The sequence below is a fragment of the Pedobacter sp. MC2016-14 genome (assembly GCF_020991475.1).
Classification (GTDB): domain Bacteria; phylum Bacteroidota; class Bacteroidia; order Sphingobacteriales; family Sphingobacteriaceae; genus Pedobacter.
The window spans coordinates 137,023-162,169 of the sequence record NZ_JAJMPA010000004.1; the positions used below are offsets into that span (position 1 = coordinate 137,023).

Annotated in this window: 14 protein-coding genes; 6 read left to right on the plus strand and 8 right to left on the minus strand. The window is 40.6% G+C overall.

Features of this window, described 5'->3' with window-relative positions:
* The first annotated feature begins 315 nt into the window (after positions 1-315).
* Complete coding sequence (locus tag LPB86_RS19065; protein ID WP_230693008.1) at positions 316-1,845, plus strand: SGNH/GDSL hydrolase family protein; 1,530 nt, start codon at positions 316-318, stop codon at positions 1,843-1,845.
* Between the two features lie 17 nt (positions 1,846-1,862).
* Here the strand turns inward: LPB86_RS19065 and galA are convergent, their stop codons facing one another.
* Together galA and LPB86_RS19075 are read right to left on the minus strand one after the other, a co-directional pair.
* Positions 1,863-4,295, minus strand: a complete 2,433-nt coding sequence (gene galA / locus LPB86_RS19070) for a beta-galactosidase GalA (protein ID WP_230693009.1) — start codon at positions 4,293-4,295, stop codon at positions 1,863-1,865.
* Between the two features lie 316 nt (positions 4,296-4,611).
* Positions 4,612-8,745, minus strand: a complete 4,134-nt coding sequence (locus LPB86_RS19075) for a hybrid sensor histidine kinase/response regulator transcription factor (RefSeq protein ID WP_230693010.1) — start codon at positions 8,743-8,745, stop codon at positions 4,612-4,614.
* 172 nt (positions 8,746-8,917) lie between these two features.
* On the opposite strand from LPB86_RS19075, the gene LPB86_RS19080 reads away from it, so the two are divergent.
* On the plus strand, positions 8,918-10,798 hold the full coding sequence (locus tag LPB86_RS19080; RefSeq protein ID WP_230693011.1) for a trehalase family glycosidase: 1,881 nt from the start codon (positions 8,918-8,920) through the stop codon (positions 10,796-10,798).
* A 166-nt stretch (positions 10,799-10,964) separates the two neighbouring features.
* Positions 10,965-11,438, plus strand: coding sequence for a ribonuclease H-like YkuK family protein (locus LPB86_RS19085; RefSeq protein WP_230693012.1), 474 nt, complete (start codon positions 10,965-10,967; stop codon positions 11,436-11,438).
* 9 nt (positions 11,439-11,447) lie between these two features.
* Here LPB86_RS19085 and LPB86_RS19090 read toward each other — a convergent pair whose 3' ends face one another.
* The 3 genes from LPB86_RS19090 to LPB86_RS19100 form a co-directional block, all read right to left on the minus strand.
* Positions 11,448-12,026, minus strand: coding sequence for a DUF4468 domain-containing protein (locus LPB86_RS19090; protein WP_230693013.1), 579 nt, complete (start codon positions 12,024-12,026; stop codon positions 11,448-11,450).
* A 70-nt stretch (positions 12,027-12,096) separates the two neighbouring features.
* Positions 12,097-13,122: an outer membrane beta-barrel protein gene (locus tag LPB86_RS19095; RefSeq protein ID WP_230693014.1), complete on the minus strand. Its 1,026-nt coding sequence runs from the start codon at positions 13,120-13,122 to the stop codon at positions 12,097-12,099.
* Between the two features lie 42 nt (positions 13,123-13,164).
* On the minus strand, positions 13,165-14,535 hold the full coding sequence (locus LPB86_RS19100; protein ID WP_230693015.1) for an ammonium transporter: 1,371 nt from the start codon (positions 14,533-14,535) through the stop codon (positions 13,165-13,167).
* 349 nt (positions 14,536-14,884) lie between these two features.
* Between LPB86_RS19100 and LPB86_RS19105 the strand changes: the two genes are divergently transcribed.
* Positions 14,885-15,352: an SRPBCC family protein gene (locus LPB86_RS19105; RefSeq protein WP_230693016.1), complete on the plus strand. Its 468-nt coding sequence runs from the start codon at positions 14,885-14,887 to the stop codon at positions 15,350-15,352.
* A gap of 5 nt (positions 15,353-15,357) precedes the next feature.
* Here the strand turns inward: LPB86_RS19105 and LPB86_RS19110 are convergent, their stop codons facing one another.
* The 3 genes from LPB86_RS19110 to LPB86_RS19120 all read right to left on the minus strand — a co-directional run bounded on the left by LPB86_RS19110 (position 15,358) and on the right by LPB86_RS19120 (position 21,025).
* Positions 15,358-16,305, minus strand: coding sequence for a TIGR01212 family radical SAM protein (locus tag LPB86_RS19110; RefSeq protein WP_230693017.1), 948 nt, complete (start codon positions 16,303-16,305; stop codon positions 15,358-15,360).
* Between the two features lie 60 nt (positions 16,306-16,365).
* A complete protein-coding gene (locus LPB86_RS19115; protein ID WP_230693018.1) occupies positions 16,366-17,796 on the minus strand; it encodes an APC family permease in 1,431 nt (476 codons plus the stop codon).
* A gap of 130 nt (positions 17,797-17,926) precedes the next feature.
* Positions 17,927-21,025: a glycosyl hydrolase family 28-related protein gene (locus LPB86_RS19120; RefSeq protein WP_230693019.1), complete on the minus strand. Its 3,099-nt coding sequence runs from the start codon at positions 21,023-21,025 to the stop codon at positions 17,927-17,929.
* A gap of 202 nt (positions 21,026-21,227) precedes the next feature.
* Here LPB86_RS19120 and LPB86_RS19125 point away from each other — a divergent pair, with 202 nt between their 5' ends.
* Both LPB86_RS19125 and LPB86_RS19130 read left to right on the plus strand, forming a co-directional pair.
* Positions 21,228-23,522 (plus strand): sodium-translocating pyrophosphatase, encoded by a 2,295-nt coding sequence (locus LPB86_RS19125; protein WP_230693020.1) that lies wholly within the window; start codon positions 21,228-21,230, stop codon positions 23,520-23,522.
* A 90-nt stretch (positions 23,523-23,612) separates the two neighbouring features.
* Positions 23,613-25,142: an amino acid permease gene (locus tag LPB86_RS19130; RefSeq protein ID WP_230693021.1), complete on the plus strand. Its 1,530-nt coding sequence runs from the start codon at positions 23,613-23,615 to the stop codon at positions 25,140-25,142.
* Positions 25,143-25,147 lie beyond the last annotated feature (5 nt).

Below are 25,147 nucleotides of genomic sequence, written 5' to 3' on the forward strand. Positions count from 1 at the left end.
TACCAGGGCAACTTTAGCTTCCTGAAGCACCTTGCCTTGTCAAATTTTTATCTCCTACAGGTGTTAACAACAAGCAATTAGACAGCAGTTTTTGATGTAAGCTCATAACAATTTATTTGGTTTATATTAGTGTTGTAAAACTAGAAACATTAATGGCACTGAACATGTACCAGAATACCATTTTTATATACAATAATTACTTCTTCGGCTGCTCTCAGTACACTATTTTGTAACTGTGGTATATTTAACCTAGCAAGCATGTAAGTAATTTTGAAGACACATTAAGATTAAGAAACAACAAAAACCAAATATATAATGCAACTCAAATCAGCATATTTACTACTACTTACCACAAGTTTGCTTTATTTTCCCTGTCACGGTATGGCACAAACCAATCCATTCTCACAGGAAAATGCAGAACAACAAGCGCTGCAAAAGTACGAAGCAGCCCATCCACCCCTGGACTCCATGCGTATGCCCGCCCCGGGAGCGCATGAAGCCTTTTTTGGTGCCAGGATTATGCGCAGTGCCAGTCTCCTGGCAAATAGCAGTAAAGACAAACACCTGCCCGTTAAAATATTAATTTATGGACAATCCATTGTTGGCAGTACATTATTTACACAAGAAATTAACAAATACATCAAAGAGAAATTCCCTTTTGCTGAAGTAACCTTAGAAAACCGCGCTATCGGTGGCTTTGGTGGTGAGCAAATTGTTCGTACTGCAGTACATGATGTTTACCCTTTTAATCCGGATTTGATCATTTTTCATGTTTATGGAGGCGAAAAAGCAGGAGAACTGGAACAGTTATTTAGCGGGATACGCAGGTATACCAATGCAGACGTGATCTTGATGGGTCACCATCTAAATGCTACGCAAACTAAACCAGACGATAATCAAACACAATTTATACGCTACATTGCCAATAAATACGATTGTGAACTGGCAGATATATCTGCAGAATGGCCTACTTATCTAGCGGCAAACAATTTAAAACCTACAGATCTTTTGCGCGATGGGGTACACCCCAACCGCAATGGAAACTGGTTGCTAGCGCAATTGGTTGGACGTCATATCAGGTACAATCCGTTGTTTCCCTCTTTATCATATAAAATGGTGCGCAGTTACTACCCGGTAACAGCTTTTGATTTTGGAATAACTAATCCTATCGCTCTTATCGGAAAGTCCTGGAAAAACATAGGCGGGGCTGCTGTTAGTGATTCAAAAGATAGTCGTATTAAATTTAGCTTTACGGGAAATAGAGTTGATGTAGTATCCGGGCATCCCGCTAACATAAATAATACAGGTAATGCGCTTGTGCTGCTTGATGGCAAACCTATTGAAGGCGCAAATATGGTTTATGCCATTACCAGACCAAGTTCTGGAGTGGGAACCTGGTGGCCTGCAGTAAGACAAGTGAGTAATGTAAAACCTCTAATTGAAGAAGAATGGACATTGCGGGTGGAAACCATAAATGCAGATAGCACGGTATTTACTTATAGCGTTAAAGGCTCCAAAACAGGCGAGGATGGAATTGGCAATAATACAGAATTGTTCATTTCCCGTTCTGGGCGTGTGGTAATTCAGGCAGACGACATTATGTTTACCAGAATAAGGAAAACTTTTAAGGTATCTACACCAAAAGACTTTGAGGTGAAATGGTCTGTTGTACCATTATTTAAAAGTAAATATCAGCCTCCCCTTGGTAAAGACAAAGCAAAAATATACAAGGCTACCTTAGTTCAGGGCTTAAGCAATGGGCCGCACACACTAGAGATTGTACCTCTGGGTGACGGCCCAATTCCTATTGAATCATTTGAAGTTTATGAACCTAGCCTAAAATAGTATCTCTATCTGCAAGGTTACTTACATGATACACCCGCCTTAACTGGAATCACCAATTTAGCGGCTTTCATCCCTTCTGCCCTTGCTATCACAGTAATGCTTCCTGCTATGCAGCTTTCTTGTGTTTGAACAATCAGCTGCGCCAGACCATTAAACAGACTTCTTTCATTCCCTTTTTCTGGTTCATGTGAATTTGGATCACCGTTACCAAGGCCTATGATCGCTCCGCTACCTGTTAGCTCAAATTTTATTTTGTGTTGTGCATCAGGAACCGCGCGGCCCCGGGCATCAACCACCTGTACCGTTATTGGCATTGCATCCAGACCATCGCCCTTCAGCGACAACCTGTCTGGTGTTAATTTTATCTGCACAGCTGTGCCAGTGGTTTCCACAACGTACCGGGATACTTCCTTTCCTTTTACATAACCCACAGCCATCAATTTACCAGGCTGATAAGGCACCTGCCAGGTATTCATTTCATATTTATCTGCTTTTTGTTCAGCAAATAATTTACCATTCAAAAACAGTTTAATAGATTCAGCATTACTCAAAGCCATTACTTTAATGTTTTTCCCGATGCTGTCAACCGGCCAGTTCCATTCTGGTACCAGGTGTAAAATAGATTTATCTTCTACCCATTGAGCCTGGTGAAGATAAAAAGCAGTTTTCGGAAAGCCACAAATATCCATAGCGCCAAAAAAGGAACTTGCCGAAGGCCAGCCAAAAGGTGATGGTTCTCCATGATAATCAAAACCCGTCCACACAAAAGCTCCCGCCACAAAAGGTCTCTCGGCAATCATCTTCCATCCTGTTCTGTGCGAAGTGCCCCATTTTGCATATTGCGTATCATAGGCATCTAAAATATGTTTGCTTGTGTCTGTTTTATATGCTCCTCTGGTCATAAATCCAGAAACATCTTCAGAACTAGTCATACTTAAAGTAGGGTTTTCTTTATGAAACTTGTCATACGAGGCCACCTGATAATTGAATCCTACTAAGTCTACTGCCTTCGACACATTAAACGGCTCAAAAAAGCCTCCGTTCATCGCAGCAGTAACAGGCCTGGTTAAGTCCAGCTTTTTAACTTCATGGTTCATCCTGCGCACCATTTCATAGCCTTGTTCAGTTCCCTGCATGGGTTCCTCATTAAAAACCGACCACAATATAATTGAAGGATGGTTCCTGTCTCTGCGTACCATCCACTGCAGTTGCCGCAGATACTCTGGCGATGAATTGAAATTCCTGTTTTCATCCATTACCATAATTCCGAGACGGTCACACAGGTTTAAAAATTCTACAGAAGGCGGATGATGTGCACAGCGATAAGCATTTACACCCATTTCTTTCAGTTTTCTCAACCTAAATTCGGCGATTGAAACCGGCATTGCCACACCCACACCAGCATGGTCATGATGGTTACAAACTCCCTTTATTTTAAGGCGCTTGTCGTTTAAATAAAATCCAGAATCAGCATCAAATCTAATCGTCCTAAATCCACAACTGGTCCATAAAGAATCTGTTTGCAATCCATTTACCTTAACAATAGTTTTTACTTTATACAACTCCGGATGGTTAACTGACCATAACAGCGGCTGGTTGGCTTGTAATTTTATCAGCACGGAAGTGCTATCCAGCGCCGGAACCAAGATTTTATTTTCACTTTTATCAACCAGTTTTCCTGCAGCATCCCACAAACTCATTTGCACTAGTGCCTGCACTTTTTCCTTTCCGGAATTTTGCAGTGTAACAGCTCCCGGAATTAGCCATTGATTTCCCGAGGACGTCAGTTTTACAGGATTGGCATAAACACCATCTGTAATCACATGCACAGCAGATCGTTTTACCAACCAGGTATCTCTGTAAATGCCTGCCCCTTCATACCACCAACCTTCTTGTGCATCAGCATCAACACGAACCACAATGGTGTTTACAGCATTGCCATACTTAGCAAAAGCGGTAATATCTATATAAGAAGAAGTATACCCGCACCAGTTTCTGTGCAATACAGATCCGTTAAGCCAGATGGTAGCATGTGTAGCGATGCCCTCAAATTGGAGTTCCAGATTTTTGCCCCTATCTGCACTATCCAGTTTAAACTGCTTTCTATACCATCCAATGCCCCTTTTTCTAAATCCCTGCGAAAGATTTGCTGAAGCATCTATGGGGCGGTCAATTGCCCAGTCATGCGGCAAATTCAATATCGTCCACGAACTATCTTTATAGTCCGGAGCTGCTGCGCCACCAGCTTGCCCGGCTTTGGCATTCATATAACTATGATCATGCCCTCTAATTTCAGGAAAAGGAACATCACCAAGGTTAAAGCGCCAACCCTTGTTAAACAAGATCCATTCTGTTCCAGCTTTAACATTTTGTGCATTGGCCTCAAAAAAGATAAATAAAAGTATCGAACTGGAAGCCATTATTTTCAATACTGTATTGAATAATCTCATTATTTAAAATTGAATTATGTGTTTAAAAACTTAGGTTTGCAAACCTATAGAAAACGGCATTTTTTTTGATGTACTATTGTTCCAAATCATTATACACCGTTAACCCATTGTGCTGTCTTTGTTCGGGACAGGTCCTACCCTGACTCGGAATGACTGCACTATCACTGCACCATGACTGCACGATGAGTCCACCTTTTTACAGGAAAAACGTGGACCCGCGATGCTGGTACCGTGGTATAATTCTGGGCTCATTCCGAGCCTGTCCCGAACGTGTCCTAAAGTAATCCCTAAACGTTAAAAGATCGGCCAGTATTTTCTACAAATGTATCCGCTGTTGAGCCCTAAATTCATTTGGAGAACATTGATACCTTTTTTTAAATTCTCTAAAAAAATAACTTTGGTTGTTAAAGCCCGAGCGGTAGAAGATTTCGGATACCGTGAGCTGTGTTGTCTGCAACAGATGTACTGTTTTCTGCAGTCGGATATGCTTTATAAATTCACCAGGCGTCATGTTAGAAAGAGATTTTAGTTTTCTGTACAACTGCATTTTGCTCATTGCCAGTTGTGCTTCTAAAAATGCAGCATCCAATTCGGTCTCTTCAATATTAGCCTCTATAATTTCTACTAGTTTATTTAAGAATTGTTTATCACTATCGGCCAGGTTTTTCTCTTCCAAACTTACAGAGGGCCCATCTTTCTTAAAAATATCATGCAATCTTTGTCGGTATTCCAGTAATTTCCTTACCCTCACCAGTAAATGCATCGTGTCAAAAGGTTTCGGGATGTAGGCATCCGCGCCGGCATCATAACCTTCAGTCTTTTGTTCTATTGAAGCCCTTGCGGAGAGTAAAATAAATGGAATATGGCAAGTATCTGGCGAATTTTTAACCTTATTACACAATTCCAGCCCATTAATATCGGGCATCATTACATCACTGATAATTAAGTTGGGTGTTACAATCTTAAGTAATTCTATGGCCTGCCTTCCGTCCTCTGCCTCATAGAGGATGTAGTTTTCATCCAGCAAATCTTTAAGCAAAAACCTGATTGCAGGTTCATCTTCAACAATCAAGATGGATTTTTTCTCAGCTTCCTCTAACTCTGCAATTAAAGCCCTTTTATTGTTCTCCTTGGCGCTAATCTGTTCATGGTCTTCAGAATTCGCTGTAATAGACCGAAGTAAATAGGATGGTGTATGTGTTAAAGGTTCTTCCAAAGTACTTCCCACCTGCCTGTTGGTAGAGTTTGATAGTGGAAGTACAGCCTTAAAGGAAATCCAGCCCTCTTCATTTACAACAACTATACTTCCTTTTAATAATTTAACCAGTTGCCGTGTAAAGGCTAAACCAATTCCATTACTATATTTTTCATTCTGACTTGAATCTACCACAAAAAACTGATCAAAAATCTGCGAAAGCTGTACTGGAGTAAGCTGACACCCGGAGTTTTTAACCACAATTTCAAGAGTATCATTCGCACTATCGCCGCTCACCCCAAATACAATCTTTTGATCGCGGTCTGAATGTTTAAAGGCATTTGACAACAGGTTAAAAATAATCTTTTCCAATTTATCTTTATCCGTCCAGCCTATAATCTCTTCATCCACCTCAATCACATACTCTAAGTTTTTCTGGTCGCACAGCGGCACAAAAAGTTCAGCAATACCAGCTAGCAAACCGGAGATATCCAGGTAACTTTCCTGGCTCTTTAAATGTCCGGCTTCAGCTTTCCTAAAATCAAGTAATTGATTTACCAGGTAAGTGAGTCTGGACGATTGCTGATGCACAATAGATAAAAAATATGCCTCCTTGGGCTGTTCTGCTACTCGGTTACTCCTATAGAAAAAGCGTTCAATGGACCCATTGATCAGCGTTAGTGGAGTTTGGAGTTCATGCGTAATATTGGTAAAAAAGCCCAACTGTTCCTTATGTACCGCCTCATCTTTTAAACGTAACAAGCGCTCTGTCTCAAAATCATTTTTCTGTTTAGCTTGCCTGGTCAGGTAATTGATCAGCATTACCACCAATCCGGTAACTAAAACCAAATAGATACTGATTGCCCACCAGGTTTTCCAGGGCGGGGGTAAAATATGGATTTTTAATACTGTTGGATTTTGATTCCATTTACCAAAATTATTTGCTGCTTTTACTTTAAAATAATACGTCCCGGGATCCAGGTTGGTATAGGTAACCGCGCGATCTGCCGAAGCAGTATAAATCCAATCTTTATCAAAGCCCTCCATTTGGTAAGCATAAGAATTGTTTGCCGGATCTGAAAAATGCAGGCCTATAAACCCGAGTGTAAATACATTATTTTTATAACTCAGCGCAATTTCTTTGGTCTGACTTAAACTTTGCTCCAGAATTACATCGCCATTAAAAGCGCTATCAATTGCCACTTCTTTATTAAATAACTTCAGTTCGGATAGCGTTACTTCAGGCAACACCTGATTTTTAGCGATTTTATCAGGATCAAATATTACCAGACCATCTGATGTCCCGAACAACAATTGATGTTCACTAAACTTAAATGCAGAGCTAAAACTAAAACTTAGTGTCGGTAAATAATGTTCAAACTGTTCCTTATCTATGTCCATACGCAATAGCCCTTTAATAGAACTAATCCACAAAAACCTGCCTTTTTCTGGCAAAATGCCATTTACCGATTTATCCGACAATCCATCTTTCTCAAAATAATTTTTAATTCGTAACGAGTATGCTCCGTTATGCCCTCCACTTATGGTTAACTTATTAAGCCCCGATTCAGAACCGGCCCAGATCACATTTTTGGGGTGTTCAACAATGCTGTAAATGATATTACCCGAGAGCTTTTCTTGTGCCTGATTTGACACCACAGAGGTAAATTTTCCGGTTTCAGGCCTAAAATAGCTTAAACCGGAAGTTTCAAAGCCTACCCAAATCCGCCCATTGTGATCTTCATATAAAGAACGTACAAAAGAAGAACTTAAGCCATAAGGATTTTTTGGATTGTGTAAATGGACAATTTTTGAGCCATCCTTTTTAATTTGTAATAAACCGTCATTTTTGCCCAGCCACAAATTTCCTTTGCTGTCCTTTAAAAAAGCAAAGACAGCCCCTTTATCTACAATTTTGGCCGAAGCATCAGGATTTGCCTGGTTTAATCGTAATGCACCTCCCAGGGTACCTACATATGCTTGGTTGGCAGAATCTACATAAAGCGAACGATGTGAATTATAAGCGGAATTGCCAAAGTTAAACTTAAATGTCGCCGTTGTATTTTGCACCAGATTATATTTATAAAGCGCATTTTTAGCTGTCCCCATCCAAATATCCCTTCCATTAACCGTGTATATACTGCGAATCTGGTCTTCAGAACGAGGATCCTGAAACGTAAAATACTGAAATGGAAGTACGTTAAGATTTAACTTGTTTAACCCCATCTCCGTGCCACACCATAAATTATTACTGCGGTCAATAAACACCTGGTAAACCGTATTGTGACTTAGACTTTGGTTGTTTAAGGGGTTATTTTTATAAACGTGCAGTCGGGCCGCGGTTGTACCTGGTTTTTCAATTTTAGCCAGCCCCTGGTCAGTGGCTAACCATAAGTCACCAGATGTTGATTTGCAAAGGTCAAATACCTCAGTATGCAATAAATTTATATTGCTTCCAGAAAACTCGTTAAGGTCTTTAAATTGCTGGTACTTTCCTGTTTGGCTATTATAACTCATTCTAATCAAACCATCAGCAGCAGTCGCAATGTACAAATCTCCCTTATCTTCCAGCATAGACCATAAATGAATCCCATAAGGATCGGCCTTTACCTGCACCCGGTAAAAGTTGGAAACATTGGTTCTGGTATTGTAATGCACCACCCCTTCTGCAGTGCCAATCCAAATTTGATCACCATCAGATTTGATAATTTTACTAATGTAAGTCTGAAAAGGGTATTGTCTAAATCTTTCAAATTTACCTGATGCGGGATCAAATTTTGTAAGACCATCCTGGGTACCTATCCATAATTTACCAGCCCCATCAAAATACAATGCCGTAATTTTATTGGAAAAGATGGAATTGGCATCTCCGGAAATATTTTTATAGCTTTTAAATTTTTCCTTTCTGGTATCAAAAACGTTCAGTCCATTTAAGGTTCCGATCCAGATATTTCCAGATGCATCCTCACAAATGGCAAAGGCCCAGTTTCCGGAAATACTTGAGGGATCATTTTGGTGATAGTATTTTTTAAAATTATAACCGTCATACTTACCGACCCCGTTCATAGTGCCCACCCATAAATAGCCTTTCCGGTCTTGAAAAACAGAGCGGATTCTATTGTCTGGTAAGCCATCTTTACTGGAAAACCTGTTAAATAACAGATCAGGGATGACCTTGTTTATGGTAGCGTCCGGACTTTGTGCAAACGCACAAGATGAAGTACAAAATAAGAAGAAAAAGAAAAAAGACCTCATTTCAATGTGGATTCCTTAGTTTATATTGGTTAGATATGAAGTCTAAATATAGTGATAAATCCTTTCCTATCTGCCTTATTTATACGTTTTAAACTATAGTATAGTGAATTGTTAATATAGTACTTACATTGGCCTTGGTCATAGATTAGCTTTGAAGCAAACAAGACAACCGATGAAATATACTTTGCTGCTGATCTTCATTTTAAGTGCCTCTTTTACTAAAGCACAAACTAGCGTAAAAAACCCGGAATACATCAAAACAAAAACTGCACTGTTGAGGGGATGGGGGCAATACAATACCATGAATATTCTCTCTTATTCTCACCTGCCCGACGGTTTTGATATTCAACTGGACTTTAGGGTATCTGCAGGAAATTACGCAAGCTCGGCCATGGGAAGCGTTCTTGATTTTCACCAGTCAGCACCTCAACCCTCCGTACGACCAATTGCGAGCGATGTAGGTCCATTTTATTCTAAAGTTAAATTGAACTGGGAAGGTCTTGAAGTGGATATAGAGGCGGCAGCTGTAGAAGATGATCTTGTCCTGCTCATCACTCCTTTGCTGGGCGCTTCCGAACGCACGAAACTTTGTGTATCGACAGGAATGTTATGGAACAGGCAATACAAAAACATCACAGTTTATCCTACTGGTACAGTTATCACCGATTTTAATTTCAATAAAAACACACCCTATACAGTTTTCAAATTCAACAAGACTCAGGGAATTTCTACAGGGACTAAACGCACATTGAGAGAAATAGAAAATGTGATGGCATCACGACGCAAAGCTCATGAGATAAAGAGCAACGCTTACGGAAAAGAGCTTTACAATTCTTATCAGGCCATTTCGGCCGCCAACAACTTCAACACTTTTTACGATCCACAAAAGGACCGGCTTATTACCGGAGGCTCTCGATACTGGAATGTGAACCGTGGCGGTTATGCTATTTTTGGCTGGGATCCGATTTTCCAAAGTTATATCCATATGTTAATCGGCAACAAGGATCTTGCTTATGCCAACATTATAGAGGGGCTGTCTGAACTTACACCGGGTGGTTTTGTGCCAAACGTATCACAAGGCTCAGGACGCAAAGCAATGGACCGGTCCCAGCCGCCGGTTGGCAGCCTTATCATTAAAGAAATTTATAAAAAATATAGGGAGAAGTGGTTCCTTGAAGCAGTTTTTGAAGACATGCTGAGCTGGAATCGCTGGTGGATTAAAGACCGCCTGTACAATGGCTTATTGTGCTGGGGTTCTAAAAAAGCTCCCAATCCTTATAATGACCTTTACTTAAATACGCAACGGGGTGCCTCTTTAGAGAGCGGCATGGATGATTCGCCCATGTATGAAGCAGAAGAGACCTACTTTAATGCGCGGACGGGCTTATTGGAGCTTCATGACGTGGGTTTAAACAGCCTTTATATTGCAGACTGCGCTGCGCTGGCAGAAATTGCGAGAACAATAGGAAAGAATAAAGAAGCGGCCGAGTTGGAAAACAGAGCTAAAACATTTAGAAAAGCAATCCAGCACCTTTGGAGCGAACAAGATGGGATTTTCCTCAACAAACATACCCGTACGGGCAAATTTTCCAAAGTACTTTCACCAACACTCTTTTATCCCCTGATTGCCAAAGTAGCTACTGCAAAACAGGCACAGCGGATGATTAGTGAACATCTGGAAAACCCAAATGAATTTGCCATAGAATGGATGCTGCCCTCTATAAGTGCCAATCATCCGGAATATAAAAAAGAAGCGTATTGGAAAGGCGCGGTCTGGTCCCCCTTGAACTTCCTGGTTTACCTGGGCCTTAGAAATTATGACGCAGCAGCATCCAGAAAAAATCTTGCGCAAAAATCACAGCGTTTACTGGATAAAGAGTGGCTAAGAAAAGGCTTTGTTCCCGAAAACTGGAGCTCAGTTTCAGGCGCAGCAGATGACCCAAAACTCATCAGTACCAGGTTTTACGGTTGGGGCGGGCTTATGGGTACACTTATGTTTATAGAAAACGGCTTTCTACCTGCTCCTGAAGAAGTTATCTCTAAAACCCAATAATACGGCCCTAAATCGCATTTCAACGCCATAACGAATATTATTTTAGCGTAGCGTGTTGAAAACCAAATCATTGTTAACAAATAAACAACAGAGAATTAATGCTTTAATGATATAATCCAGCTAACTTTAGGAAACCTGATGTCGGGTTGTTAAACCAAACAACAATATGATATGGAAAAAATTTAGCGGAGAAGTAATTCATTCCTCCATTTTAGAAGAAATTGAGCACGCTATTGTCAGAGAAACCGAAAACGGTTATCATCTTAAAGTCTGCATCGGCACAGACTCCCAGGTAAAAGGCTCTTATACAGATTTTGCAACGGTCATTGTTTTACTGAGAGAACATCATGGTGGGTTCATGTACATCCACCAGGAAAAAAGCAGTCAACAAATGAGCATCAAAGAAAGAATGCTCATTGAAGTTCAAAAATCCATAGAAACTGCCTATGCTGTTTGTGATCTGCTGGACCTCTACGATGTAGATCTTGAAGTACACGCAGACATCAATACCAACCCTATGTTTAAATCAAATAAAGCATTAAATGAAGCAATGGGCTACATTTTAAGTATGGGATTTATATTTAAGGCGAAACCAGAAGCATTCGCAAGTTCTACCTGCGCAGATAAAATGGTTCACTAAAAAATTATCCTACCAACTTTTGGTAGAAATAATCGTTTTTTCCTTTGGCTTAGCTTTGCTTTTTAAGGGCGCAAAAAGATAGGCCTTAAATTCAGTTGCAAAAGACTGAGCCTGTTTTGCTGTGGCATTTTGGTAAGATGTCCATTCCGCCGCATTCAATTTACCTGGATTTGCCTCCAGTGGAGTTCCTTTTGCTGTTGAGGGGACAAAATTTGCATATCGGTCACGCTCATATGGAACAAAAAGAAAATCAGTCAGCCAAAAACGGTACTTTGTATCTTTCACTTCAAAAGTAAAATTATAGGAAACTTCTCCTGTAGGATGACCAACTTTAAAAGCCGTTTTACTAATCACCATTTTGCCAGAAGCAGTTAAACTGCCGCTATCCAAACCAATTGAATTCATTTTTTTTGCTTTCAAAAATGCCTTTGCATTGGCGTATAATGTTGCTGCATCAAAAACTTTATCGCTCACAACCTCATAGTATATCAATTTTCCCCGGTCGTCATATGGCAGTGGTTTATCTTGCGCAAACCCAACTAAAGTGAACAGTGATAAAAAACTCAATCCTAATAATAAAAACCTCATGCTGTAAATATATAAAAATAAAAAAGCCACCGGAAGAAATATCCGATGGCTTGAATAAATGTTATGCAGACTAAAATGCGTAAACAGCAGCCAGCGAGAACTGAGCAGCAGATTTTGTTGCCAAACCATTGCTTTTAACAAAGCCTTGAGTGAAGTCTTTATCGTTGTCAAAACGAACTTCAGGGATAAAGGTCAGGCCACCTGCTTTGATGTTTCCAGAAAGTGTTACAGAAGTAACATTGGCATCAGGAGCAGTACCTGCACCTTTGTAAGTAAAGTACTCACCTCTTAAACCTAAAGCAACAGACGGAGTGAAGGCATACTGTGGATACAATGCAACACCACTATAGCCACCACCATCGTTTTTAACAGAATAAGTAGCCGCATTTAAACCTAATTTAAAGGCTTCTGTAACCTGGTAACCAGTAGTTAGGTCAAATACAGTTCCATAAGCTCCAAGTGCATCTGCACCATTCAAAAAGTTCAAATAAGCAGACCATCCTGTAACTGGAGCCACCATCAACTGAGCACCAATTGCAGATACGCCATTTGAAGCGCTATAAGTATTCCAGTCATTGAATAAACCTACCATTAAGCTTGCTTTGTCAGAGAATGCATACGTTCCTTTAATACCTGCATTTTGAAACGGGCCATTATAAAACAAATAAGAACTTGAATAGTTAAAGTTAGCTACAGGAGAAATTACTTCATACCCAACAAAAGTACCCATGTAACCAGCAGTCATCGAAAATTTATCGGTAAATGCATAATTTACATACAAGTTCTGAATATGAAATGAGTTTCCATCAGGTCCGTTTGGTATGGTTTCGTACTGTCCTCGTGGTCCAAAAGACAGCTCACCTACAAAGGATGCTTTACCAGTAGTTTTTTTCAGTGCCAGATCAATCATTCCCAGTGATACCGAATTGTGGTCCGTAGCAAAGCTAGTTCCGATATTTCCTGTTTTTGCAAAGTCATACTTAAAGTACGTGTCTACAGATCCAGAGATCTGAAGTGGTGTACTGGTTGAATCCTGAGCAAAAGATGCTGATGCAAATGAGAGGGAGGCTATTGTTAACAGTGATTTTAAGTTCATAGTTTTTTTGGTTTTGAGGTTGATATTAGATGATAAATTAAATTAGAATGAGGTATTCTCTACTTCAGCGCCGGTTGTAGCTACAACCAAAGTTCCCTGAGAGTATTTTTCATTGTGCTGACTTACGTCCAGTCCTTCTTCTTCTTCTTCAGAAGATACACGGATTGGTTGAATCAGGTTGATGAATTTGAAGATGATAAAGGATACCACAAAGCTGAAGATGATTACAATTACCGCACCTTTTAGCTGAGTAAAGAAGAACTCAGGGTTACCGTAGAATAATCCGTCTGCACCAAGGCTGTTTACTGTTTTAGTAGCAAAAACACCAGTTAACAACATTCCAACAATACCACCTACACCATGACAAGGGAAAACATCCAATGTATCGTCAAGGCTGGTTTTTTGTTTCCATGAAACTACAAGGTTAGAGATTACTGCTGCAATAGCACCGATAAAGATACTTGACGGGATGCTTACAAATCCGGCACCAGGTGTGATAGCTACCAATCCTACAACGGCTCCAATACAGAATCCAAGTACAGATGGTTTTTTACCTCTGGCCACATCAAAGAACATCCAGGCTAAACCTGCTGCCCCAGCTGCCGTATTTGTAGTTAGGAATGCTGAAACCGCTAAGCTTGATGCGCCTAGTGCAGATCCAGCGTTAAAACCAAACCATCCAAACCAAAGTAAACCAGTACCTATTAATACATATGGAATGTTAGCAGGTGGAACTTCTTTGTGCTCAATGTGTGATTTTCTGCGTTTCAATACTAGTGCACCTGCCAAAGCAGCCATACCAGCAGAAATGTGTACAACTGTACCACCAGCAAAATCCAATACACCCATTTTCAAAAGGAAACCTTCAGGAGACCATGTCCAGTGAGCTAATGGAGAATACACGAATAAAGAGAACAATACAGTGAATAGAATGTATGAAGTAAAACGAATACGCTCAGCTACCGCACCAACAACCAGTCCAGGAGTAATGATTGCAAACATCAACTGAAACACAGCAAATAAGGAAAGAGGAATTGTTCCCCATGCCGGACCAGAATTTACACCCTGAAAGAAAAGAAAAGTAGTTGGATTTCCAATAAATCCACCAATTGTATCACCAAATGCAAGACTAAAACTAACTACTGTCCAAAGCACAGTAATCACACCGGCGGCAACAACACTTTTAATCATCGTTGACAATACATTTTTACGATGAACCATACCGCCATAGAAAAATGCAAGTCCAGGTGTCATCAGAAAAACCAGAGCAGCACAGATCAGGATAAATGCGACATCAGCAGCATTGTATTTCCCTTCATCAAAGTTGGGTAACAATGGTACAAAAAGAGCAGCTACAGCCACAATCATCAAGACTGCAAATGGCGCAAACTGTTTGAATAGAATTTTGTTCATAAAATTAAGTTTTACAGGTTAAAAATTTACTTTTATTAGTTATTTAGACCTAAACTATGACAAAATTTGGATTATTGCAATTTTTGTCAAACAAAATTTATAAAAATTCAGCAATTCAATCAATAATTACTTGTTTTTTCGGACGTTTTTATATTAAAATCTAAATTTTAGATTATTTTACACTTACTAATTTGTGACTTTAGCATAATTACAGGTTTTTTTATGCAACATTTAGAAAAATCACAAGCAAAAAAAATAATTTCAGAATACAGCTAACAAAAGAGACTTTCGGTTGTATATACCATTCAGGATTTAAAAATTCTACTTTTAGTCCGTACATTTGATTATTATGCAAGCATATCATCTAAAATTCAATCAAAATATCCCTATTTCGTTAAGTGCGGCCTGGGACTTCTTTTCATCTCCTTTGAATTTGCAAAAGATTACGCCACCCGAAATGGCATTTAAAGTTACATCAGGATTAAAGGCTGAGGATAAAATGTATGCCGGCATGATCATAACTTATAAAGTATCGCCAATGCTTGGTATAAAAATGGACTGGATGACAGAAATCACCCATGTAGAACATGAACAATACTTTATTGATGAGCAGCGCTTCGGGCCTTATCAATTTTGGCACCATCAACATCATTTTAAAGAAATACCGGGAGGAGTAGAAATGAATGACATACTAACCTATGGGATGCCAGTAGGCATCATTGGCCGCGCGGTAAATAAAATTTATGTCGCCAACAAAATCCAGCAAATATTTAACTACCGCACAAAAAAGGTAATTGAACTTTTCGGCAGTATTTAAAGAGACTAAGAACGGTACTCAGAACCTTGTACAATTCCTCTCCGCTCAATCTCCTTATCAATATAGGTTTGAATGGACGATTTATTTAGCCCCCAATTGGGTGCAATCAGCAAATCCCAGTCAGAAATCCCGAACAAACGTTGAATTACAATATCCGGGCGTAATAATGGAATCAGTTTGCAAAGCAAATCAGTATATTCTTCTAAACTGAATAGCTTAAAAGGCTCCTTTTTAAATTTAACACCCATAATAGATCCCTCAACAATATGAAGGTGATGAAATTTAACGAACTTAATCTGCGGAAACCTGTTAATTTCATGTACATAACCCAACATCATTTCTTCTGTTTCCCAGGGAAAACCAAAAATGGTATGCACACATAGGTCAAGTTTACTGTTTGCAAGCAACTCAACTGCAGCAACAAATTCACCGTGACTACAACCCCTGTTGATCTGGTTTAATGTTTCATCATAAATAGACTCCATACCCATTTCCAAATCCACATCAAACCGATCCGTATAACTTTCCAACAGCGCAACTTTTTCGGCATCTATACAATCCGGACGGGTACCTACAGAAAAGCCAACTACATCTTCGGTATTGATGGACAAAGCTTCGTCATACATCATTTTCAAATAATGTGTGGGCGCATAAGTATTGGTATTGGGCTGAAAGTAAACAATAAATTTATCAGCTTTATAAAACCGCTTGCCACGCTCCATTCCCTGTTCCAGTTGTTCACGGATGGTAGGTAGTTTACGGGAAAGCTCGGGTGTAAAAGAATCTACATTACAATAGGTACAGCCACCATAGCCTTTACTTCCATCGCGGTTAGGACAGGTAAAGCCTCCGTCAACAATGGTTTTAAACACACGCTGTCCCTTGTACTTCTCTTTTAGATGTGTACCGTAATTGTTGTAGCCTTTAATGCCTGAATCTAATAGTGTGCCCAATTGCTTTTCTTTTCTGCAAAAATACAGCTTTAAAAATAAATATTGGCAACAATGTCCTGTTTACTCGCCTGGCAACAATTCCTCTTTCTGGCGGGTAAGGTAATAAACAGGAATTCCGGCAAGCATAATGGCTACACCCCACCCACAGGTCTCTCTTTTATAAATCAATAAAGCTATGCAAAATGCTGTAGCAATAATAAGGTATAAAGCAGGTAAAAATGGGTATCCAAATGCCTTATACGGGCGCTCGGCATTTGGCATCTTACGACGTAGAATAAAAATACCATAAATGGTTAAAATGTAAAATATCATTACCACTATAACTACAAAGTCAAGCAAATCACCATACCTTCCAGTCAAACATAAAGCAGATGCCCATGCGCCCTGCACCCATAGTGCCCATTCAGGCACATCAAAACGGTTCAACACGCCGGCCTTTTTAAAAAACAAGCCATCCTTGGCCATGGTGTAATATACCCGTGCACCAGCCATAATTAATCCGTTGTTACAGGCAAAAGTAGAGATCATAATCATCACAGCGATAATAATGGTCCCCGCTTCCCCAAAAATATATTGTGCCGCAACCACAGCCACCCGGTCAGATTTTGCTGTTGTTATGGAATCCAGAGGCAATACAGCCAGGTACATCAGGTTGGCTAAAATATAAATCACACTGACTATAAATGTACCGAAGAACAAACTCAAACCTACATTACGCTGTGGATTTTTAATTTCACCGGCAATGAAAGTCACGCCCGTCCAGGCATCAGCAGAGAATACAGAACCCACCATTGCCGCAGCAATTCCGGAAAGCAAAGCAGAGCCTCCAATTGATGTCCATTGCATAGTTTCCAAATTAAATGATCTCGGACTCCACACATTTACCCAATTGGCATTCCAGATTTCAGCTTTGGCGCCCAGCAATAAACCAAATACAACAAGCCCAAGTAAAGAAAGAATCTTGATAATGGTTAAAAAAGTCTGCAACAGCTTACCATTTTTCACTCCCCTGCTGTTCACATAGGTTAGCAATACAATGGTTACAATAGAAACCAGCTGCGCAGCATGCAATTTAAAATCTCCATTCTGCCATAAAATATTGTTCTCGCTAAAGGGCTCATATAAATAGGCCGCAAACTTTGAAAAAGCTACACCTACTGCCGCAATAGTCCCTGTCTGGATTACTGCAAAAAGACTCCATCCATACAAAAATGCAATAAGCTTGTTATAAGATTCTTTTAAATATACGTACTGCCCGCCTGCTTTAGGAAACATAGCGCTTAATTCGCCATAACTTACCGCAGCAATAACCGTTATGATCCCGGTCAGCACCCAGATCAGAATAAGCCAACCCGCCGAGCCTACCTGTCGTGCAATATCCGAACTCACAATAAATATTCCGGAGCCAATCATAGAGCCCACTACAAGCATGGTACCATCTAAAAGCCCCAATTCCCTTTTAAAAGAATGGCCCTGGTTTTCTGTATTCATTTGAGTTAGTTTAGTTTGTCGGTTATTGGTTTGGCTAAGATATTTAAAAATATAACACATTGGAGTGAATAGCAAAAAAAAGCCAGTGAAAGATGACATCCACTGGCTTTGCAATTTTAAACTTAGGCACTTATAATACTGGTGTATAAGCATAGAAAAACCATTCCCCTGTATTATCAGCCTTTTCATACACTAATGGTCCGGTAGAAACATTGGGACAGTATATACGTTGTCCCTTAACGGCCATTGGGTAAGTACTATTTAATATTGCTTTGGAAATTGCGGTAGAAGTTGGATTAGTTATGGGCGTCTTACCTTCTCTTAAGTCAACTGTGCTCAATACATATGCAGGATTGGTTTGTGTTGCGCGGCCAAGGCTAACCATTGCATTGTACGTAATTTGGTCGAGCGTTTGGGTTTCTGTCAGGTTTAGAAATTTCGTTACCCCGTAACCGCCCAAAGTTGCGTCAGAGAAATTGTTTATGGCAGACAATACAGAAGAACCCTGGGCAAGTATAGCAAGGTTAGCTTCTGGACTGGAACTGAGCTGAACAGGCAAACTCGTATTACTGGTTTTAGGCTTAGTAGTTACATCAACAAAATTAAGCTGACTTCCTATGGTTTGGCCGGAAAATATAAACCCGGGAGCTTCTGTATAAGAGGTAGCAATGGTTGAGAGGCCGATCCCGGTTAAGGTAGTACCGTTTTTACGGATTAAATAAGAGGAGGCCCCATTCCCGCTATAGGTACCGATGTATCCTCCATTGGTAACTGTTCCCGCGGCCGTAAGATTTACAAAAAGGCCAAAGTTGGTATAATCGAAATCCTTTACCTGCCCTATAACACCGTATTTACTCGTGCCGTTTCCTTTCCAACCAGTAGTTTTGGTAAAATCCGAATCTGTAAGCATCATGCCCGCAAAAGCCTTATAAACTGACCTTTCCCATCCCAATAAAGGCACTTTAGATGCCGCCGCGTTCCCAAGCATTGGATTAATCATTTCGATTTTATCTCGCATGTTGTTAAAATAGATGTCCTTTAATAATTGCTTTCCTACAGTAACGTCAAGGGGTAACAGCGTCCCGCTAGTCCGTTTCACAAATTCTGTGTACATATTCCAATCAATATCGGGACTTTTTACAAGCGGGAGATAATTTACCCCGGCATACACTACAGCATTTGCATCGTGGAGGTTCACTACGAAATCTTTATCTGCACGATAAGTGCCCACCTGATCGATAAACCTGTTATTAGATACATCCACACGACTATTTACAGGGCGCTGCAGGTTAATTGAAAAGGGAGTATAATTCCATCCTTTAAATAAGTTATTTTTAATCACCATCCGTTCCGCAGGTACAGTTAAGGTTGGTGTTACACTTGCCACGCTCCCTTTAATAATATTACCTAAGGTCAATCCACTTACATCCGATACATAGCCAGGGCCAAATAAACTGACAATGTTATCTTCTATGTCCAGGTTTACAGGGTCAGTACGGTTGGAAAACGTATTGGCGTAACCAACAAATGTGTTTCTTTTGATTATTAAAGAAGAACCAAACACAAATCTGTCGTTTACGTCAACCTGGCTGCTTGCTCCATAAAGTATGGCATCAGAGCCCCCGAAAATACTATTTACATTTCCTATGATGGAGTTGTCTTCAACAGAAACCGTTCCCGATCCATAAACCGAAATGGCAGATGCACACCTGTTAGCATAAATGATATTTTTACTGATTAGCATAGAAGCCCTTGAAGATGCTTTATACCCCAGAATGTCGCTTGCGATGATAGCGTTATTCGCGTCAGAAACAAATATTCTGTTGTTGTATATTCTTCCGTTACTAGTAGACTGTCCCACGTTGATGGCATAATTTACAGGTATAGTATCGTTTACTTTATGCACATGAATATCACAGTCTTCTACGTCGAAATTGTAATTAAATTCAGAGAATTCCAGCGTAGACTGAAAAAATTTGCATGTTTTGTATTTAATATCACCAAAGCTACGGGCCATTTGCGATCCTTTAATTACATCTGAATACGCCTCGCTATTGTACATGATAAAATCTCTGCCCCCATCTCCATCCAGCCATATTCCACCAGCCGCGGCCCCGTCGTGATAGACAAACCTTACCCGGTTAAAATATGACTTTACGGAATTGGCTACCACAACCGCCTTTCGGTGTCCTTCGATGGTCATATCCTCCACAATTGTGTTATACGCAGTAGAAGGCGTGAGGTACACAGCTCTGGCTTTATAAACCTTAGTACCCGTAGGAATCACAGCCGTACCGTTTCCCTTACCTAAATTTTTAAGTGTTACACTGGTACCCGATTGCGCAGTAACCTGATATAAGTCATTTCCAAGTGAAACGGCTACGTTTGCCCCCGCTGCAGGAGGATTTGTGATCTGCGCTACCGCTGTGGCATTTACCGCCGGTGGCGTGAAGTCTGCCGTTAAGGTTCCGTTCCAGGAACTTCTTGCGGCTGTATAGTCTTTTGAAAAATTATATTTTAGATATAGTTTGTCCCCTACTACGGTATCAATCACCTGAAACTCTCCATAAAATTGGTCGTAGTAGTTTGCTCCGGCATTAAAAAAGAAAACAGTATTTTTTTTAAACGGGGTTTTATCCTGCCCTGGTTTCAACTTTATCCAACCTTGTCCCACCGCTGCAGAATCAACATACGTATACAAAGTAGCAGGATTTAAGCTCCAACCCGCATCGCGATAAGGCGCCAGGCTTATTCCTGATGCATTACTGGGTTCAGGTGTCAATAAATAAGTGGTATTTATGCCGTCGCCCCGCATATAAAGGTTATTTCTGTAAACCTGCCAACCATTTGCATCAGACATATACCTGCCTTTCGGGAAATATATGGTTCCACCCTCTGGCGGCAGCGCAGCTTTAGCCAAGGTCCAGGCAGGAACATCGTTGGTAACCCCATCTCCCTTAGCACCAAACCAAAGAATATTGAGTTCTCCGCTAAATATGCGCTTAAAGCGTCCGCCAGTTATTGTACTCACAAGTATGGTCCCGGTATTGTCTGTAGCACCTGTTGCAGCAGAGTAATTCCATAACCCACCCCCATAATCTGTAGTTTGATAAATTACACTTTCCTGTGGCGCAGCAAGTGTGCGAAGGGCGGCAACAGTATAGGTTTGCGCATAAGTTTTCTGGACAAAAAGGCCCAGAAAGAGAAAAAGAGTTAAAATAATTTTCATTGTTGAACATAAAAGGTTTATAATTTGGTTAATTTGGGCTGTACCCATTCAACGAAATTACTGGCTTCGCATTTCAATTCTATGTACTATAATTTCAATTTAATGTACATCCAAAAAACCTCAAACATCAATCAATTCAATGCTTTAAATGTTGCATATGTCAATAACTCTCTTATTTTTGTCTAACCAAATTATAAATCTTATGGAGTTTTTACAAAACAATTTAATCTATTTCATACCCGTATTGGGTCTAATCGGTATTCTGGTCATGGCCGTAAAAAGTGCCTGGGTAAACAAGCAGGATGCTGGCGATGCCAACATGCAGGAACTGGCCGGCTACATTGCAGACGGAGCCATGGCATTTTTAAAAGCCGAATGGAAAGTGCTGAGCATTTTTGTAGTTTTCACTGCGGCTTTACTAGCCTATTCCGGAACCATTCATGAAGTAAATGGCGTAGCGTTGCATTCTAGCTGGATCATTGCTCTGGCCTTTATTATCGGCGCTGTATTTTCTGCAACGGCAGGCTATATTGGTATGAGCGCTGCCACAAAAGCAAACGTACGCACTACACAGGCAGCAAGAACAAGTTTAGCTAAAGCTTTAAAAGTTTCCTTTACCGGAGGTACGGTGATGGGTTTAGGTGTTGCCGGATTGGCCATTCTTGGTCTTGGCGGATTATTTATTGTTTTTCTGCATTTATTCAATGTTGTTGATGCCAACAGCACAGAAATGAAAACTGCCATAGAAGTGCTTACCGGATTTTCACTTGGCGCAGAATCCATCGCCTTATTTGCCAGAGTAGGTGGTGGTATTTACACCAAAGCAGCAGATGTAGGTGCAGATTTGGTGGGCAAAGTAGAAGCAGGTATTCCTGAAGATGACGTACGAAACCCCGCAACGATAGCCGATAACGTGGGTGACAACGTTGGTGACGTAGCCGGGATGGGTGCAGATTTATTTGGCTCCTACGTGGCCACTATTCTAGCTACGATGGTACTTGGACAGGAAATTGCAGTAGAAAAGTTAAACGGTATCGCTGTTGATGGATTAAATGGTTTTTCTCCTGTGCTTTTACCGATGGTCATCTGCGGACTCGGGATTCTATTTTCTATCGTAGGCACCTGGTTTGTACGTATAAAGGGAGAAGATTCCAACGTTCAAAATGCCTTAAATTTAGGTAACTGGAGCTCAATCGTGTTAACTGCCATTGCATCCTATTTTATTGTAAATGCCATGCTGCCTGCCCAGCTACAGTTGCGTGGTGTAAACTTTGGCAGTATGGATGTTTTCTATGCCATTATCGTGGGACTAATTGTGGGCACCTTAATGAGCATCATTACAGAGTATTATACGGCTATGGGCAAGGGACCCGTAAATTCAATTATACAACAATCTGGCACCGGCCACGCAACAAATATCATCGGTGGCTTATCAGTCGGGATGAAATCTACCGTAGCTCCTATTTTAGTATTGGCAGCCGGCATCATTTTCTCCTATGCCTTTGCCGGATTGTATGGCGTAGCTATTGCAGCAGCAGGAATGATGGCCACCACAGCGATGCAGCTTGCCATTGATGCCTTTGGCCCAATCGCCGATAACGCCGGCGGTATTGCCGAAATGAGTCAGCTACCACCAGAAGTTCGTGAGCGCACGGATAATCTGGATGCCGTTGGTAATACCACGGCAGCAACAGGAAAAGGTTTTGCCATTGCCTCGGCTGCTTTAACTTCCCTTGCACTTTTTGCTGCTTTTGTGGGTGTAGCAGGCATTGATGCTATAGATATCTATAAAGCACCCGTCCTTGCGGGTCTTTTTGTGGGTGCTATGATTCCATTTATCTTCTCAGCTTTATGCATTGCTGCCGTAGGCAAAGCAGCTATGGATATGGTTCAGGAAGTCCGCAGGCAATTTCGCGAGATCCCCGGAATTATGGAATATAAAGCAAAACCAGAATACGAGAAGTGCGTAGCCATTTCAACCAAAGCCTCCATTCGTGAAATGATGCTGCCCGGAGCCATTGCACTATTGGTTCCAATTATTGTAGGCTTTGGCTTTAAAGATGTATTTCAACTGGTAAGCTCTGCAGAGATCTTAGGCGGTTTGCTTGCTGGTGTAACCGTATCTGGTGTGTTGATGGGAATTTTCCAGAGTAATGCTGGTGGAGCATGGGACAACGCTAAAAAATCCTTTGAAAAAGGGGTAATGATTAATGGCCAAATGCACTATAAAAAATCAGAGGCACACAAGGCATCCGTTACCGGTGATACCGTGGGTGACCCTTTTAAAGATACCTCCGGCCCATCAATGAACATCTTAATTAAATTAATGTCTATCGTATCACTAGTTATTGCACCATATATCGCAGTAGATGTAGCAACTACCGCAAAAATTGAGACAAAAAAAGGAGTTCAACAAGCAAGCACAACCATAAAAACCATAGATATTCAAAAATCAGGCGTTTTATTTGAAAGTTTAGCCAAACAAATGCATCATTAATGGGTGTTTTGTTCGCTATCTCTTTTATTTATAGATAAATTTCTCTAGGTTTGATCTTCAGAATAACTTAACATAACTAAACAACACTTTATGAGTCTTTTTTTAAAGAAATCAATTAAACAGCTTATGTCAGATGCTTCTGAGTCTGAAAAGAGTCTAAAGCGTACACTTACGGCAGGTTCTTTAGTTGCATTGGGTATTGGTGCAATTATTGGTGCTGGTCTGTTTGTGCGCACCGCCTCTGCCGCAGCTCAAAATGCAGGACCATCTGTAACCATTGGTTTCATCGTTGCCGCTATTGGCTGTGCTTTAGCCGGTTTATGCTATGCAGAATTGTCATCTTCCATCCCTATTTCCGGTAGTGCATATACCTACACTTATGCTACCATGGGCGAACTTGTAGCCTGGATCATTGGCTGGGATTTAATTCTCGAATATGCCGTTGGCGCTGCCACTGTGGGAATTGCCTGGAGTGAATACCTTAATAATTTTCTTGTAGAGGTCGTCGGCGTGAGCCCAATCCCCTATGCACTATGCCACTCGCCTTTTCAAACTTCCGTTGATGGCGTATCTGGAATCATAAACTTACCAGCCCTTTTTATTGTAACACTATTGAGCCTTTTGCTAATCAAAGGCACACAAGAATCTGCTTTGGTAAATAACATCATTGTGATTGTTAAAGTAGCCATTGTAATTATGATCATTGTTTTGGGATGGGGTTATATCAACTCTTCTTATCATACCCCTTATATCCCTGAAGCAACAACTTACACAGATCACCAGGGAATAACCTATAACTTTGGCGGTATCATGGGTATTCTCGGGGCAGCCGGTACCGTATTCTTTGCCTTTATCGGTTTTGATGCAGTAAGTACAGCTGCACAGGAAACTAAAAATCCTAAAACAGCCATGCCAATTGGCATATTGGGTTCATTGGCTGTTTGTACTGTTCTTTACATTTTGTTCGCACACGTTTTAACAGGTTTAGCGCCTTTAGAGTTCTTTAGAGATCCTACTAAAGGTGGTGAAGCATCTGTTGTTGCTGCCATTAAAGAAGGAATGCCTGCAACGTACAGCTGGTTAAGCAAATCAGTAACTGTAGCTATCCTGGCTGGGTTTTCATCTGTAATCTTAGTGATGCTTTTAGGTCAGAGCCGAGTATTCTACTCTATGAGTAAAGATGGTTTATTGCCAGCTGTATTTTCTCAGTTGCATCCTAAATTCAAAACACCTTACAAAGGAAATCTAGTAATCCTTGTTCTTGTAGGTGTTTTCGCTGCCTTTGTGCCGGGAGATATTGTAGGCCACATGACCAGTATTGGTACTTTGTTTGCCTTTATGCTGGTATGCGTAGCTGTAATTATTCTTAGAAAAACCAATCCGGAACTTCCACGCGAATTTAAAACGCCATGGGTCCCAGTAATTCCTATTTTGGGCGTAATCGCTTGTGGCGCTATGATCTTTGGCTTAGGTTGGGAAAATTGGTTAAGGTTATTTGTGTGGTTAGCCTTAGGCTTCATCATCTACTTTGGCTACAGCAAAAAACGTTCAATATTAAGAAAAACTGGCGTAACTGTTGATCCGGTAGATCCACCAGCACCTAAAATGCCAGGAGAATAATCATA